This window comes from Gordonia sp. (in: high G+C Gram-positive bacteria), from assembly GCF_047600385.1.
GTDB lineage: Bacteria > Actinomycetota > Actinomycetes > Mycobacteriales > Mycobacteriaceae > Gordonia.
Window position 1 is genome coordinate 2,300,947 of sequence record NZ_JASGKZ010000001.1, and the last position, 15,694, is coordinate 2,316,640.

Sequence of the window (15,694 nt, forward strand, 5' to 3'; positions counted from 1 at the left end):
TATACATGTCCGACGCCCCGCATCCCGCGTGCCGCACCGGGCGCCGGATCGGCGTCATGGGCGGCACCTTCGATCCGATCCACAACGGTCACCTGGTGGCCGGCAGCGAGGTGGCCCACCGGTTCGGCCTGGACGAGGTGGTCTTCGTCCCCACCGGACGGCCCTGGCAGAAGGAGGGTCCGGAGGCCGGGCCGTCGGCTCGGAACGTGACCCCGGCCGAGCATCGCTATCTGATGACGGTGATCGCGACGGCGTCGAATCCGAGTTTCACGGTGAGCCGAGTCGACATCGACCGCGACAGCGTGACCTACACCGTCGACACGCTGCGCGACCTCCGGTGTGTGTACCCCGATGACGAGCTCTACTTCATCACCGGAGCCGATGCGCTCGAATCCATTCTGACCTGGCAGAATTGGGAGGAGCTGTTCGAGCTGGCGAACTTCATCGGCGTCTCACGCCCGGGGTACGCGCTCGATGCCACCCACTTGGCCGAACACCTGGCGACCAAACCGGCGCATGCGCTGCAGATGATGGAGATCCCCGCACTGGCGATCTCGTCGACCGACTGCCGCAAACGCGCCGAGGACGGACGCCCGGTCTGGTATCTGGTGCCCGACGGAGTGGTCCAGTACATCAGCAAACACGGCCTGTATCGAAAGGAAAACACGTGACCGCCACCGCAGAAGCGCGCGAGGCCGCGACGATCGCCGCCCTGGCCGCGGCGGACCGCAAAGCCGAGAACATCATCGTCCTGGACGTCTCGGAACCGCTGGTCATCACCGATCTGTTCGTGATCGCCTCCGCCGACAACGAGCGGCAGGTCAACGCGATCACCGAGGAGATCGAAGACAAGCTTCGCGAGGCCGGCCACCAGCCGCTGCGTCGCGAGGGGGTCCGCGAGGGGCGGTGGGCGCTGCTCGATTACGGCGACGTCGTCGTGCACGTCCAGCACACCGACGAGCGTGACTTCTACGGCCTGGAGCGGCTGTGGAAGGACTGCCCGACCGTGGAGATCGAGGGCCTGGAACCGGTTGACGACGCTGCGGGCGCCGAATGACCTTCGAGCCGGACCAGGGCGACACCAGCGTCGAGCGCCTCACGCCGGTGGCCCGCCGTCTGGTGCTGCTGCGGCACGGGCAGACCGACTTCAACGCGGCACGTCGCATGCAGGGGCACCTGGACACCGAGCTCTCCGCGACAGGGGTGGCCCAGGCCGCCGAGGCCGCGAAGGTGATCGGTGCGAAGTCGCCGCGGTTGATCCGCTCGTCGGACCTGCGTCGCGCGCACGACACCGCGCTGGCCTTGGCCGCGGTCACCGGGCTCGACGTGGTGACCGACCCGCGGCTGCGCGAGACGCACCTCGGAGACTGGCAGGGGCTCACGCACGCCGAGGTCGATGCCGCCATGCCGGGCGCCCGGCGGATCTGGCGCGACGACGCCACCTGGACCCCGCCGGGCGGCGAGAGCCGCGTGGACGTCGCCAACCGGTCGGTGCCGGTGGTGACCGAACTGGTCGCCGAACTCGACGACTGGGGACAGGGCGACGGCGCCGAACACCCGGTGGTGCTGGTGGCGCACGGCGGGGTGATCGCCGCGCTCACCGCGGGACTGCTGGGTCTGCCGGTGGCCAACTGGCCGATCCTCGGAGGTCTGGCGAACACCAGCTGGGTGCAGCTGTCCGGCCACAGCCTGCCGGGTGAGCAGCCGACCTGGCGACTCGACATCTGGAACGCCTCGAGCGAATCCGCGGACACCGGAGTCCAGTAGCGTCGATGTCTGCCGAGACGACACGTCCGGGGAACGTCCTGGTACTGGGCGATTCGCTGTCGTATTACGGGCCCGGCGGAGGACTGCCCTCCGACGATCCCGGGATCTGGCCCAATCTGGTCGGCGCCGCCGTGCAGCGGCCCGTGGAGTTGTTCGCTCGGATCGGGTGGACCAGCCGGGACGTCTGGTGGGCGATCACGCAGGACCCCCGGATCTGGGCGGCCCTGCCCCGAGCCGACGTGGTGGTGCTGGCCTACGGGGGGATGGACTCGCTGCCGTCCCCTCTGCCGACCGCGTTGCGTGAACAGATCCGCTACATCCGACCGGCCGCCGTGCGCGGACGGATCCGGGCCGCGTACGGGTGGCTTCAGCCCCGGCTGGCGGGTGCGGGGTGGCCGATGGCGCTCCCGCCGCGAGTGTCGGTCGAATACTTCGAGAAGGTCCGAGACGCGATCGGGAAGCTCCGCCCCGAGCTGCCGATCGTGGTGACGCTCCCGCCCACGCACGCGAGCGCCTACTACGGTCACGCGCATCCCGGCCGGGTGCGGACGAGCGCGGCGATCGAACGCTGGGCCGACATGCACGGTCTGCCGATCGTGGACTTCTTTCCGGTCACGGTCGCGGACTTCGCCACCGCGCCGGAGACGATGAACCCCGACGGAATCCACTGGGGAATGCCCACGCACCGGGCGATCGCCGATCTGGTGACTCCCGTGGTCGAGGACGTGCTGCGCGACTCCTGAAGACGTCGGGGGACGGTGTGAGGATCCGGGGTGCTCGGCCCGGCGTCCGGCATCGTCGTCGTGGTGACCGCGGAGATTCGGTCGGGTGTTCGGCGAGACGGCCGCTCGCTGCAGCGGCGGGGCGGTCGGCGGCGGAATCGGTACGGCGGCCGGCGGCATGACCGTCGCCGCGGCTGCGAGGACGGTCGACAACACGGTCGGCACGGTGGTGGACGAGGCGCGCCGGAGCGCTCCCCGCGCCGCGTCGCCGATCCGTCGCATGCGGTCCCGGAAGGCCGAGATGTCGTCGTTCATGGTCTTTAGACGCAGCGGAGGCCCGTCCGGTTCCCTCGACACGCCGGTCGGGACGACGGCGCGGAGAAGAAGCGGGCGGAGCAGAGGCACGCGTGAACCACTCCGCGGCACCCTCCGCCGACCCGGAGCGACGCCGGGTGCCGGCTCTTCGACGAATCCGGCGAAAGCGGCGACCCGAACCGGCGCGTGGAGAGGTGACGCTTGCCGCTAAGTTGTAGGGGTGCCTGTCATCGTCGTCACCGATTCGTCGTCGCGGTTGTCCGCGTCACTCACGGATCGCTATGGGATCACCCAGGTTCCGCTGCACGTCACGATGCCTGACGGTTCGGATTACCTCGAAGGTGTCGATCCGATACCGGCCGATGTGATCTCCGTGCCGGGTGTCACGACGTCCGGAGCCAATCCGCAAGATCTGATCGAGGTCTACGGGGAGGCGTTGGAGCGAAGCGACGGTGACGGCGTGGTGGCCGTGCACATGTCCCGGCGGCTGTCGGGGACATGGGCGGCCGCCCGGCTCGTGGCCGAGGAACTCGGTGACGGCCTGCGCATCGTCGATTCGCGGGCGGCGGGCGCCTCGGTGGGACTCACGGTGCTGGCGGCGGCGCAGGCGGCGGCCGGTGGCGCCGACCGAGACCATGTCTACGAGGCCGCCGTCCGGGCGGCCGCGACCGCCGACTCCCTGCTGTGCGTGCAGACGCTGGAGAACCTTCGCAACAGCGGCCGGATCAGCGCGGCGAGCCACCTGCTGGGGTCGGCGCTCTCGATCAAACCGATCCTGCACGTGGAGGACGGGATCCTGGTGCTCAAGGAACGACAGCGCACCACCACCAAGGCGATCGCCCGGATGATCGAGGCCGCCGTGGAGCAGGCGGGCACCGACGCGGTGACCGTGGCGGTACAGCACTGTCAGGCCCCAGGCCTGGCGATCGAGGTGCACGAGAAGCTCTGCGCGAAGCTGCCGCGGGTCACCTCGTCGCTGGTGGTGGACCTCGGAAAGGTCCTCGGTGTGCATGTCGGCCGAGGCGCGGTCGGTATCGCACTCGGCCGCGGATTGGAACCCCTGGACTGACATCTGTGGACGACTCCGGTTGTCCACAGGCCGCCGCAGCCGGTGGTGGCGACGACTCCGGCGAGACTCCTACCGTCGCGCCATGGCCAGGAGAACACAGAGCACCGCGCGTAACGGGCTCGATCGGCTCGTGCCGCGTCGTCCCACGGAGGCTCGGCAGCGGAACGCACCGCCCTCTTCGGTCCCGGCGCGTCCGGGTGCTCCGGAACGAGGGCGACCGGCGTCGTCCGTGGGCGGTCCCGGCGCCTCCCGGGCCCGTGGTCGGCCCGGGCCGTCGGAGGCGGGCCGCCCGGCTCCGCCGAAGAACGCCCGACGTCCGGGCCCGGCCGGTGAGCGGTGGGCGGAGGGCACGTCGGGGCCGGGCGACGACTGGGGCGCGACGACGATCCCGGCCTGGCTCGACACCGCCGCCGGACGCCGCGCCTGGGCCGGGGCCGAGACCCCGCTCGGTGACGCCGACGAGGAGAACCGGACGCGCCTCGCTGCGGTGGACCCGGACGTGCCCCCGGACGACCACGGGTGGGGTGTGGGGGACGGTCGTGTGCGCGAGGGCGGAGAGCCGGACGATCCTGCGCTCGATACGGCGGGGTTCGGCGACCGCCCGGGCGAGGACCCGGTGCTCGACACTCCGGTGAGCACAGTCTTCGCGCTCGACGTTCCGACGGCGGACACGTCGGCACTCGATCGTGGCGGCGCCGAGGACGGCAGACCGGACGATGCCGGGCCGGACCGCGAGGTCGGTCCGGGGTGGTCCGACGATCGATACGGCCCCGGAGACGAGGCCTTCGCCGCCGACGGGTACTCCCGCGAGTCCGGACCCTTCGGAGAGACGGAGTACCCCGCGGCTCGGCGCGACTCCGCCGTCGAGTCCTTCCCCGACGACGTCGGCGACGATTCCGACGAGTGGACCGACGACTGGAACGACCCGCCGCGGCGGCGCCTCACGATGCTCCCGCCTGCGGCGATCGGACTCATCGGAGTGGGGGTGATCGCATGCGTCATCGCCGGGTTCTCGCTGTTGCGGAGCGTGGAGCCGGTGGCGCCGCTGGTGGATCTCCCGGCGTCGGCGGGACCGTCGAGCCTCGCGGTGTCGGCCGGCCCGTCCACCGCGGTCGAGGCTCCGAGCGTGATCGTGGTGAGCGTCGCCGGCCTGGTGCGTCGCCCCGGTCTGGTGCGGCTGGTCCCCGGCTCCCGGGTCGCCGAGGCGCTCGACAAGGCGGGCGGTGCCCGCGAGAGAGCGGACCTGCTGAGCCTGAACCTCGCTCAGGTCCTGCACGACGGCGACCAGATCCTGGTCGGCACGCGCGACACCGGGGCGGGAGCCGTGCGCAGCGCGGTGGTGTCGTCCGCCCAGGGGACGACACCGGGATCCGGGTCCGGAACAGGTACGGGATCGGCGACCGGGAGTGGGCAGAACACCGGGAAAGTGGACCTGAACACGGCCACCGAAGCCGAACTCGACGCCTTGCCCGGGGTCGGGCCGGTGACCGCGCAGTCGATCATCGCGTGGCGCGAACGCAACGGCGGATTCTCCTCGGTCGACCAGCTGTCGGAGGTCGACGGGATCGGACCCGCCCGGCTGGCGAAACTGCGCGACGCGGTGACGGTGGGCCGATGACCGTCGACCTGCGTCTGGCCGCCCCCGCGGCGGCGTGCTGGATCATGACGGTGCTCGCATTGCTGCTGCCCTCGAGAGTCGCCGTCGCGGTGGCGCTGGCCGGCGGTGCCGCCGCCGCGGTGGCGTGGTTCGGCGCACGTGCCGCACGACCCGCGGTGGCGGCGACTCTCGCGGCGACGTTCGGTATCGCCGCCGTCGCGGGGATCGCGTGCGCACTGCGGATCTCGGCCACCGAGGGCGCACCGATCCGGGCGGCGAGAGGTCTTCCGGTGGTGCTGGTCGAGGTGGACGGTGATCCGGTCGCTCTGCGGCAGCGCGGTGAGGTCCGGGTCCCGGTGCGGGTGCTCCAACTGGACCGACGGCCGCAGCGCCCCGTGGCGGCATCGCTGATTGCCCCGTCTGCCGCGGTGGGCGACGTGGTGCCCGGTCAGCGCCTGCGGATGCGGGTGCGCGCCAGGCCGCCTCCGGGTGAGGTCGTGAACCGTTTGATCGCGGCGCGGCTCACCGCGGTCGGTGAGCCGACCGCGGTGGGGCGGGCCCCGATCTGGCAACGGTGGGCCGGCGCGGTCCGTGCACGACTGCGAGACGTCGCCGCGCGGGCCCTGCCGCCGCGGGCCGCCGGGCTCTTCCCGGGTCTGGTCCTCGGCGACACCGGTGACCTCGACGAGGAGCTCCGCGAGAACTTCCGGTCGGCGGGGTTGACGCATCTGACCGCGGTCAGCGGCTAGACTACGAAATGGAGGTATGAGTCATGGTCGCGTCAAAACCGCTGGTAGCACGCGAATACCTGCGGGTCTCGCGGGATTCGGACGGCTCAGGGAAGAGCGTCACTCAGCAGCATGACGAGAACGCCTCGGCGATCGCGGCGCAGGGCTGGGACGCGCATCCGGGTCCGTACAAGGACGACGACCGCAGCGCGTCGCGGTACGCCCGCAGGGAGCGCGAGGGCTTCAAGCAACTGATCGACGACCTGGAAGCGGATTCGTTCGACGCCGGCGTCCTGGTGCTCTGGGAGTCCAGCCGCGGGTCGCGCCGGGTGGGCGAGTGGGTCGACCTGATCGACCTGTGTCAGCTGCGCGGTGTGCGGATCTGGGTCACCACGCACAACCGCCTGTACGACCCGGACAACTCTCGCGACAGGCGCACCCTTCTGGAGGACGCCGTCGATGCGGCCTACGAGAGCGACAAGACGCGCGAGCGAATCAAACGCGATGCCGCGGCCGCGGCCAAGGCCGGACGGGTCCACGGCAAGAACATCTACGGGTATCGACGCCACTACAGGCACACGCCGACCGGGGCCAAGATCGACCGCATCGAGCCGGACCCCGAGCAGGCGCCTGTCGTCACCGAGGCGGCCCGCCGGGTGCTGGACGGCGAGTCCTACTACGCGATCGCCAAGGACTACAACGCCCGGGGCATCCCGCCGCGACGGCCCAGCCACGCGAAGGACGGGCGCCGTAAGCACTTCGGGTGGACCGGGGGAGCGATTAAACAGATGCTCTCCATGCCTGCCTACGCCGGCAAGCGGGCGCACAACGGCGAGATCGTCGCCGACGCGGTCTGGCCGGCGCTGATCGAGTACGAGCAGTGGCAGAAGATCCAGAGCCTTCTGTTCCGGCCGGGTCGGCGCCGTAATCCGAACCAGTGGACCGTCCGGTACATGTGCACCGGCGTGGTCGTCTGCGCGATCTGCGGTGCCCGGCTGCGGGTGGGCAAGCAGAACAAGGGCGCGGCGCCGAAGTTGCCCGACGAGGACACGGTCACGAAGAAGGAGTTCCGCGCGGCCGTGGCCGAGCGCGAGGAGTACAAGCGACGCCGACGCGAGGAGTGCGTCTGCACCGAGGGGCCGGACGACGACGGTACCCAGGGCGCCGACCGGTGCCCGTGGCACTACCGCACCTACACCTGTTCGGGCCTGGCCCGGCCCGGCGGCGATCCCGGCTTCCACGTCGCGATGCGGGTCGAGCACCTCGACTCCATCATCGACGAGATGACCATTGCGCGGCTGGAACAACCCGACTTTCTCACCCTGGTCAACCAGCGCTCCGACGGCACCGACGACGAGCGCCGCGCCCTCCTGGACGAGATCGCGGGGCATCAGCGGTACTTGGAGACGGTGAAGGAGCGCGCCGCCGAGACGCACGACCTGAACCTGCTGTTCGACCAGCAGGAGCGCATCCAGCCGCTGATCGACGCCGCGCAGAGGCGCGTGGAGGCGCTGGCGCAGGTGGACCCCGCGGTGATCGAGCTGGCGAGCAGCGGCGAGGTCCGCACGCGGTGGGGCCGGCTCGACGTCGTCGACAAGCGGCGGATCATCAGTGCCCTCGCCGTCCCGCACCTGGGCAGGGCGGCCCGGAGGGGCGAACGAGGGCTGCACCCCGAGCGCGTCGAGCCCGGCTGGCGCTGAGGCTCTCGGAGACCCCGGCCGCGAGCATCGACGCCGTCGCGGACCGGCCGGAACGGGGCGTCCGCGACGGCGTCGGAATCGTCTCCGGGACCTGACGGGGGGGACCTGACGCAGGTGGAAGTCAGGTCCCCCCGTCAGGTCCCCCCGGTGTTTCCGCTGGTAGAGGCGCCGGTGGGGGGATCGGGGGGACTGGGGGGATCAAAACGGACCCTACGCGTGTACGCAGCCACCGTCTCACGCATCCGTCGCGTCTACGCGATAGGCGGCCGGGGTCGGTTTCGATCCCCCCGATCCCCCCGACAGGGCTCTGACCTGCGGAGACGCCCGGGGGGATCTCCCGTTTCGATCCCCCCGGGTCCGTTTCGATCCCCCCGGGCGTCTCGTGCGAATCCGTCGTCGGGTTCAGACCGCGGGCTCGCCCGGTTCGACCCCCCGGTGCGCCGTCTCGGGATGCAGGCGAGCGTCCTCCGCCCAGTAGGGCTCGGCATCCTCCTGGAACTCCTCGACGTCGGTCTCGGTGCGGTCGTCCCACGCCGGGCCCCGCGCGGTGAACCATGCCCAGGCGGAGGCGGCGGCGATGCGCTCTGGACGGACCGTCGGCGCCTCGGTGAGCTCGACCTCGGTGTAGGCCCGGCGGACGTCGGGCATCATCAGGGTGGCGGGAGAGACGTCCAACGCCAACGCCAGCGCGACCAGATCGTCGACGTCGACACGTCGCCGTCCCGTCTCGATGTCGCTGAGGGCCTGACGCGTCATCCGCCGGCCGCAGGCGGTGACGCGGTCCGCCAACTGGGTCTGGGACAGCTTCCGCCGGATCCTCCACAGCGAGACATTCTGCTGAACCGTGGCCCCTACCGGCCCCGCGCCATTGATGTGCCTGGTCCGCGCCGGTTCGGCCTGCTCCTCGTCCATAGGGGTGATCGTAGCGAGGCGTGCCGACAGTCTTCCTTCGCTGCACTGAATCCTTCTAGTGAATGACACTATCAGTAACGTTCTGACGCATTATCTTGCTAGTTACTGTTGATTGGGTCATACTGGGTCGGCGAAAGTCGTCACTGCTGATAGGAGGCCTCCATGCCGACCTCGACCCTGCCCAGTCGGTCACCTTTTCTCCCCGAGGACGCCGAGCCGCATCTCACCTTGATGGCGGAGAGTGGCTTTGGTCGAGATGTCTGGTATCGGGCGATGAGGGACGGGCAGTTGCCGTACGTCGTCCTGGGTGGCGTGCGATACGTCCGCCGCCGCGATGTGCAGCGACTCGTCGATGCGGCCTTCGAGCAGCAGGCCGGCTGAGAAAAGAAGAAACCCCCGCCGGCCAGGGCGAGGGTTTCGGGAACAAGGTCTTGGAAAGGACTTGTTGTGGACCATTCTACTACCCACCCTCTGGATGATCCAGTAGCGGGTGAGGGCGATCGTGTATCGCCACCGGCGCTGGGCTCACACCTCGAGCCGGTTTCCGCGGGTGTGACCCTGTCGCCGCAGCATTGCGCCGAGCTCGCCGAGTCCGCGATCCCCGCCGAGGTGGCGACCGCCGCCGGCGTCCACGCCGCGTACACCGCTGCCGAACTTCCCTCGTGGGCTCGGTGGATCGCGGACCGGCCGGGTGCGCTGCCCGCGCTGGTGTATCCGATGCGCGAGGTCGACGGCAGCCCGACGGGGCAGGTGAAGCCCGCGACGCCGATCGACGGAGCCAAGTACCTCGGTCCGAGTAGGCGGTCGGGTGGCGCGCCCCAGCTGGCCGTCGTGCGTGCCGTCGCCACGCCCCGCGTCGTGCTCATCGTCGAGGGGTGCAAACAGGCGCTCGCCGCGCTGGCCTGGGCTCCGGCCGACTGGGCGATCTACCGCATCACCGGCGTCTACGGCTGGAAGGTCTCCGCCGGCGACGGCGAGCCCGGTGTCCCGACGCCGTATCTGGCCCAGGTCGTCGCCGGTCAGTCGGTGGTGATCCTCGGAGACGCGGACGCCACGACGAATATCAGGGTCTTCGACGGCCTGGTCGAGCTGGGTGAGGCAGCGACGACCGTCGGCGCGACCTCGGTGAAGTTCGTGCGGATCCCCGGCAAGCGCAAGCAGGGCGTCGACGACGTGCTCGCCGCTCTGCCGAGCGACGACGAGCGGCGCTCGTCCCTGGTGGGCTGGGTCGCCGACGCGAAGGCGACTCCGGCCGACCTGTCCAAGACGCAGCAGAAGAAGATGCGCGACGCCCGCCTCCGCAAGGACAAGGAGAAGCGCCGCCTCACCCGGCTCGCTCAGACGGCGACCCCGGGGCGTGTCGAGCTGGTGATGCAGGGTGACTATCACGTCGACTGCATCGCGGTCGCCGATCGGGTGGCCGCGACTCTCGGCAAACGGACGTTGTTCCGCCGGGGAGGTCGATCCGTTGAACTGGCGTTCGATGACGCTGGCCAGTGGACGCTCTTGGAGCTGGATCGCGACGGTCTCCACAGGCAGGCGCTCTCGGCGGTGCGTCCGCTGTGCGTGACCGAGGAAGGCCCGGAGGTGCTGGCAGGCTTCAAACAGGACTTTCTGGGCATCCTGAAGGGGCGGCTCACTGAGCGGCTGCCCCAGGTCGCACGTATCTCTCAGGCCCCCGTCGTGCGCCCGGACGGCACGATCATCGCCACGAGCTGCTACGACGAGGCCACGAAGGTTCTGGTGAATCTGTCCCCGGACATCGAGGGTCTGCGGGTGCCGGAGCATCCGACCGATGCCGAGATCGCTGACGCGAAACACCTGCTCCGTGACGTGCTGTTCGAGCGGGACGAGGCCTGCGGATACGACGGGTGGGTCTTCGCTCGGGAGGCCGACCGCACCCACGCGGTCGCGTTCCTGCTGACGATGCTGTTGAGGTCGATGTTCGACGTCGTGCCCATGATCCTGCTCAATGGGGTCCAGCGCGGTGTGGGTAAGGGCGAGCTCGCCGCGGTCGTGCACCGGATCGCCTACGGCACGGAGCCGTCGGTCCAATCGATGCGAAATTCGGATGAGGAGGTGGAGAAGCGGATCGCGTCCGAGTTGTTCGCGGCGAAGAGCTTCATCCTCCTCGATGAGGTCGTGGACGAGGAGGGACGGTGCCTGCTGGATTTGCGTTCCCTCCACAGCGTGCTGACCGCGGGAAAATTCGCAGGTCGTCTCCTGGGTAAGACCCAGAGTCTGGACCTGGTCCAGCAGGCGGTGTGGGTCGCCACCGGCAACAACATCGCGGTCCCCGGTGACATCGCCCGTCGCCTCGTCTGGATCAGACTCTCCAGCGACAGGCCGGATCTGGAGAATCGGGACAATTTCCGGCACGATCTGGAGACGTGGGTGCCCGAGCACCGGGCAGAGCTGCTCGCCGCCGCGTTGACGCTGGTCAGGGCCTGGTTCGACCGGGGTCAGCCCGAGGCGCCGCGGCCGCTCGGCTTCGTCAGCTTCACCCGTTGGCAGCATGTGATCGGCGGCATTCTGCATCTGGCCGGGATCGAAGGATTTCTCTCCACGATCGTCGAGGACCGGAAGGCCGGCGACAGCAAGATCGAGGACAATCTCTCTCATCTGGAGTGGCTGGAGAAGGTCGCGGCGACGTCGCCGTGCGCCCCGCGGTTCAGCGCGAAGTACGTGATGTCCTGTGCCGCGGCGGATCCGGATCGTGAGGCGCCCTACGGTCACGACTTCGACGATCTCAACAGCCGGTCGCTCGGCGCCGTGTGGAAGCGGATGTCGGGCGCCTGGTTCGGCGGCCTCAGGATCGTCGAAGACGGAAAGCTCCACGGCAACATCAAGGGTTGGCGGATCGAGCGTCTCGCGCCGAAGTCGGCGCCGTCGTCCACCGCACCACCGGCCGGCCCCTATGCCCCGACGCCGGGTCCGCGCCCGGCCGTCGGGGCCGCTGCGGGCGAGACCATCACCTACACCGACCGTAGAGGGGCCGCTCAGACCGTCGCGCGGGCCATGCCGTCGATCGCCGCGGGTCTGACCATCGCGGAGATGGGTCTGATCGGCGGTGACCGGTCATGAGACTCGTTTTCCTGGACTTGGAGACCGCCGATGCGGACAGGCTCTACTTCTTCGAGCGCGAGGACATCCGGCTGGCCGGCTATGCCGTCGACGACGGTCCGGTGGTCACCACCACTGACATCGAGTCGCTGGTGGCGCTCTTGAGTGAGCCCGATGTGATCGCCGTGGGTCACAACATCCTGAGCTTCGATCTACCCGCTCTCGCGCGGTGCTACGGCCTGGACTTGGACGCGATGGTCGCCCGGGATCGGGTGATCGACACGCTGTTGGTCGCTCGTCAGGTCGATCCTCCGCTGAGCAGCAATGCGGACGGAAGGGTCGACGGCCGTGATCTGGGTCGTTACGGACTGGATGCCCTCTCCAAGCGAGTCCTCGGCGAGGGCAAGGTCTCCGGCGACGGTGGTTCAGTGCTCGAGGCCATGGCAGCCGAGTACGGCGGCTACGACAAGATCCCGGTCGATCACCCGGACTACGTCCGGTACCTCGTCCAGGACGTCGAGCTGGTGCGGGCTCTGTCCGAGGTCCTCGTCGTCGATCGCTACGTCATGCGCGAGCACCGGGTGCTGCATTGGTTGAACCGGATTTCCGAGCACGGCTTTCGTGTCGACGTCGACCTGGCGCGGCGGTGGATCGCCGAGCAGACCGTACGCGTCGAGGCGCGCAAGCGTGACCTGCACGAGAGATACGGTCTGCCGCTGGAGGGCAAAGCTCCGCAGCGGAGCACGGCCGGCATCAAGGCGTTGGAGAGGGCGTTCGCCGATTGCGGCGTCGAGCCGCCCCGGACGGCCAAGGGGAACCTGGCGACCGGTAAGGGCGTGCTCGCCGAGCTGATCGACGCGCACCTGGACAACACCGCGCTCATCGAGCTGTGTCGGACTCTGCTGGCTCTCAACGGCGAGCGAAGTGTGCCGCAGACGATCCTGGATCACACCGGTCCCGACGGCCGTGTCCACCCGAGTGTGGACGCCCGCCAGGCTACCGGACGGATCAGTTTGACCCGTCCGGGTCTGACGGTGATGGGTAAGCGGGATCGGGCGAACATCTGTGAGCGCGCGCTGCTTCTCCCCGACGAGGGCCACCGTCTGCTCTGCGTCGACCTGTCGACGATCGACGGTCGGGCGGTGGGCATGCACTGCCAGGATCCTGACTACATCGCGATGTTCGCTCCCGGTAAGGACCTCCACGACGAGATGGCTGCGGCCGTCTTCGGTGAGGACGGCTGGGACCGGGCATTGGGAGAGCATCACCCCCGTCGCGGGGAGGCCAAGGCCGTCAGTCATGCGACGAACTACGGCATGGGCGCCGCTGGATTGAGCGTCTACGCCGGGATCGGTGAAGACGAGGCGAAGCAGCAGTTGGCGACGCTGGCGGCGAAGTTCCCGCGGCTCGCCGCCTGGAAGGACTGGATCCGTGAGCAGGCCCGCAGCCAGGTGTTGACCACGATCCACGGGCGGCGGGTACGTATCCAGCCGGGCAAGGAGTACACGCAGGGGCCGGCGTTCATGGGGCAGGGCATCGCCCGCGACCTGATGATGCAGGGTGTTCTCGCATTGCCCGAGTGGCTGCTGCCGTGCCTGCGTGCGGTAGTCCACGACGAGCTGGTGTTCTCGATACCCGCCGACCGTATCGACGAGGGGCGTGAGGCTGTGCTGGATGCCCTGCAGTTCCCGGAAGGGGTCGCGCTGCCGAACAACATCCCTGTACCGATTCTCGCCGAGGCCGGCGATGTCGGTCGGGACTGGGCCGATTGCTACAGAAGCGAGAAGAGGGGCTGGCCCGAGGTCGCCCGTGCTCATCGCGAGACGACTACCTGCGATGACCCCGGTTGCACCTGGCATCGCACCGAGACGACGAACAAGTAGGAGAACTGACATGAATCGCAAACAGCGCAGGAGCCGCCGGGGCGCCGCTCCGATGAGCCGCGCCGCGTTCGAGCAGCAGATGCGCCGGATGCCGGCCGGCGACCCGGACGTGGATCCGAGCGTGAGGGCGTTCTGGGGTGACTACACCCGGACGGCCGGCGTCGCGGCCGCGCGGCCGCATCCGGACGGCATCGAGATCCTCCGTGGGCGTACTCGGGGCGGTGATCCGGAATGAGCGTCGTCCTCTACTCCCAGCCGGGGTGCGGGCCGTGCCAGGCCACCAAGCGGGGCCTGGACCGCGCCGGCATCGAGTACGTCGTCGTCGATCTCAGCATCGACGAGACCGCCAGGGCCGCGGTGCGGGCGCTCGGCTACAGTGCGGCCCCGGTCGTGGTGGCCGGTGCCGAGCACTGGTCGGGGTTCCGGCCGGAGAGGATCCGGGCGCTGGCCGACGTCGGGGAGCGGGTGTCGGCATGACGGACGCCCGCGACTCGCCCTACACCTATCACCGGACCCTGGCGTGGGCGCTGGTGCTGTTGTTCACCGGGGTCTCGATCCTGCTGAACGGGACTCACGCGGTGTTGACGATGAGCCGTGACGGTGGCGACTGGGCGAGGTTCGCCATCGCGTTGATGGCGGTGATGGCTCCGCTGTCGCTGCTGCTGTCGACGCACCTGCTCGTGGGGCTCATCCAGGACTGGGGTCATCGCCGCGTCTGGCTGGTGCGGTTGCGCGGCATCGTGGCCGGGGTGTTCGCGATCATCGCCGTGATCGCGTTCGTCCTGTCGTTCGCGGCGTTGAAGGACATGGCGGTGGCCTACGGCGAGATGTCCGAGCGGCTGGCGTGGCTGGTCCCGCTGATCATCGACGCGGTGATCCTGGCGGCGACGCTGGCGGTGGTCATCGCGGAGTCGGAGATGCGACTGGACCGCGAGGAGGCCGCGGCCCGCCGTGGTCCGGCCTCGGTGACCACCGCGACAGATCCGGTGGACCACCCGGCGGACCACGCTGACCGGTCCGTGGTCAGCGGTCCACCGGCCGCGGTCATCGACGTCCTGGACCGGGCGGACCCGGGTGGTCCGTCGACGGTCATGGACCGGGTGGACCACGCGGACCATCCTGTGTCCGTGCAGGTCAGCGCCGGTGACCAGGTGGCCGTCCCGGTGGACCGCGTCGTCGCGGGCCAGCCGCAGGAGGTGGTCCACGGGGAGACGGACCACCCCGGTCAGGGGGTGACCGCCGAGTCGGTGGACCGGTCCGCGCCGGTGGTCACCGGCTCGGTGGACCACGCGGTGACCGCGGACCGGACGGCCGTGGACCGGGGTCTCGCGGACCCGTGGACCACGGACCGGACGGTGGTCGACGAGTACGCGGACCACTGGTCCGCGGAGCAGGTGGACCAGGTCTCGGTGGCCGGGGAGAGTGAGTACGTGGACCAGCTGATCGAGAGCCCGTCGACCGTGGACCAGACGGACCAGGCTTCGTTGACCGCTGACCACGGACCGGTCCGTGAGCCGGACTTCCTGGCGCTGGCCGAGCGGTTGCGCGAGGCGAAGGGCATCGACCTGGAGACCGATGCCGTGGCCGAGGGGCTGCGCATCGCACTGCGGCTGCGGCAGGAGGGCGTGGGCTGGCGCGAGGTCGCCCGGCGGATCGGCGTCGGCTCGCACAACACGGCGCGACGCTGGGTCGAGACCGCCGCGGATCTGGATCCGGTCTATGCGGCCGCGCTCACCGGCACACCGCAACTGGTCGTCGTCGGCACCGAGTAGGAGGAGGAGATGCGGATGAGCGACCGGCCGGTCGACCACGTCTACGGCTACTGAGTAGCTCTGATTCGGAGGGAATCGAGTCCCCGGCGACGATCGGTCGCCGGGGACTCGTCGCATCCGCGCCGGTGGATCCCCGCGGGAGTCGCCGAAGCCTGAATTAGCCCTT

General features: G+C 69.8%; 14 protein-coding genes and 1 pseudogene. 14 read left to right on the forward strand and 1 reads right to left on the reverse strand.

The window, feature by feature from the left end; translation table 11 throughout:
* The first annotated feature begins 5 nt into the window (after positions 1-5).
* The 8 genes and pseudogenes from nadD to QM809_RS10225 all read left to right on the forward strand — a co-directional run bounded on the left by nadD (position 6) and on the right by QM809_RS10225 (position 7,898).
* Positions 6-671, forward strand: a complete 666-nt coding sequence (gene nadD / locus QM809_RS10190; protein WP_415045663.1) for a nicotinate-nucleotide adenylyltransferase — start codon at positions 6-8, stop codon at positions 669-671.
* Positions 668-1,057, forward strand: coding sequence for a ribosome silencing factor (gene rsfS / locus QM809_RS10195; RefSeq protein ID WP_415045664.1), 390 nt, complete (start codon positions 668-670; stop codon positions 1,055-1,057). The genes nadD and rsfS overlap by 4 nt, the downstream gene beginning before the upstream one ends.
* Positions 1,054-1,767, forward strand: a complete 714-nt coding sequence (locus QM809_RS10200) for a histidine phosphatase family protein (RefSeq protein ID WP_415045665.1) — start codon at positions 1,054-1,056, stop codon at positions 1,765-1,767. The genes rsfS and QM809_RS10200 overlap by 4 nt, the downstream gene beginning before the upstream one ends.
* A 5-nt stretch (positions 1,768-1,772) precedes the next feature.
* Positions 1,773-2,510 (forward strand): diglucosylglycerate octanoyltransferase, encoded by a 738-nt coding sequence (octT, locus tag QM809_RS10205; protein WP_415045666.1) that lies wholly within the window; start codon positions 1,773-1,775, stop codon positions 2,508-2,510.
* A gap of 514 nt (positions 2,511-3,024) precedes the next feature.
* On the forward strand, positions 3,025-3,873 hold the full coding sequence (locus QM809_RS10210; protein ID WP_415045667.1) for a DegV family protein: 849 nt from the start codon (positions 3,025-3,027) through the stop codon (positions 3,871-3,873).
* Between the two features lie 703 nt (positions 3,874-4,576).
* Positions 4,577-5,491, forward strand: a pseudogene (locus tag QM809_RS10215) (helix-hairpin-helix domain-containing protein); the annotation flags it as partial.
* Complete coding sequence (locus tag QM809_RS10220; protein ID WP_415045668.1) at positions 5,488-6,219, forward strand: ComEC/Rec2 family competence protein; 732 nt, start codon at positions 5,488-5,490, stop codon at positions 6,217-6,219. The pseudogene QM809_RS10215 and the gene QM809_RS10220, both read left to right, overlap by 4 nt.
* A gap of 23 nt (positions 6,220-6,242) precedes the next feature.
* Entirely contained in the window at positions 6,243-7,898 is a 1,656-nt protein-coding gene (locus QM809_RS10225) for a recombinase family protein (protein ID WP_415045669.1), read from the forward strand.
* Between the two features lie 402 nt (positions 7,899-8,300).
* Here QM809_RS10225 and QM809_RS10230 read toward each other — a convergent pair whose 3' ends face one another.
* Positions 8,301-8,810: a helix-turn-helix domain-containing protein gene (locus QM809_RS10230; protein ID WP_415045670.1), complete on the reverse strand. Its 510-nt coding sequence runs from the start codon at positions 8,808-8,810 to the stop codon at positions 8,301-8,303.
* A gap of 162 nt (positions 8,811-8,972) precedes the next feature.
* On the opposite strand from QM809_RS10230, the gene QM809_RS10235 reads away from it, so the two are divergent.
* From QM809_RS10235 to QM809_RS10260, 6 genes are all read left to right on the forward strand, one after another.
* On the forward strand, positions 8,973-9,191 hold the full coding sequence (locus tag QM809_RS10235) for a hypothetical protein (protein ID WP_415045671.1): 219 nt from the start codon (positions 8,973-8,975) through the stop codon (positions 9,189-9,191).
* A gap of 171 nt (positions 9,192-9,362) precedes the next feature.
* Positions 9,363-11,894, forward strand: a complete 2,532-nt coding sequence (locus QM809_RS10240; protein ID WP_415045673.1) for a DUF3854 domain-containing protein — start codon at positions 9,363-9,365, stop codon at positions 11,892-11,894.
* Positions 11,891-13,756, forward strand: a complete 1,866-nt coding sequence (locus tag QM809_RS10245) for a DNA polymerase (RefSeq protein WP_415045674.1) — start codon at positions 11,891-11,893, stop codon at positions 13,754-13,756. Before QM809_RS10240 ends, QM809_RS10245 begins: the two co-directional genes overlap by 4 nt.
* A 10-nt stretch (positions 13,757-13,766) precedes the next feature.
* The gene (locus tag QM809_RS10250) at positions 13,767-13,991 is read left to right on the forward strand and encodes a hypothetical protein (RefSeq protein ID WP_415045675.1); all 225 of its coding nucleotides are present in this window, start codon (positions 13,767-13,769) and stop codon (positions 13,989-13,991) included.
* Positions 13,988-14,233 (forward strand): glutaredoxin family protein, encoded by a 246-nt coding sequence (locus tag QM809_RS10255; protein ID WP_415045676.1) that lies wholly within the window; start codon positions 13,988-13,990, stop codon positions 14,231-14,233. The genes QM809_RS10250 and QM809_RS10255 overlap by 4 nt, the downstream gene beginning before the upstream one ends.
* The gene (locus tag QM809_RS10260) at positions 14,230-15,528 is read left to right on the forward strand and encodes a DUF2637 domain-containing protein (RefSeq protein WP_415045677.1); all 1,299 of its coding nucleotides are present in this window, start codon (positions 14,230-14,232) and stop codon (positions 15,526-15,528) included. The genes QM809_RS10255 and QM809_RS10260 overlap by 4 nt, the downstream gene beginning before the upstream one ends.
* The last annotated feature ends 166 nt before the right edge of the window (positions 15,529-15,694 follow it).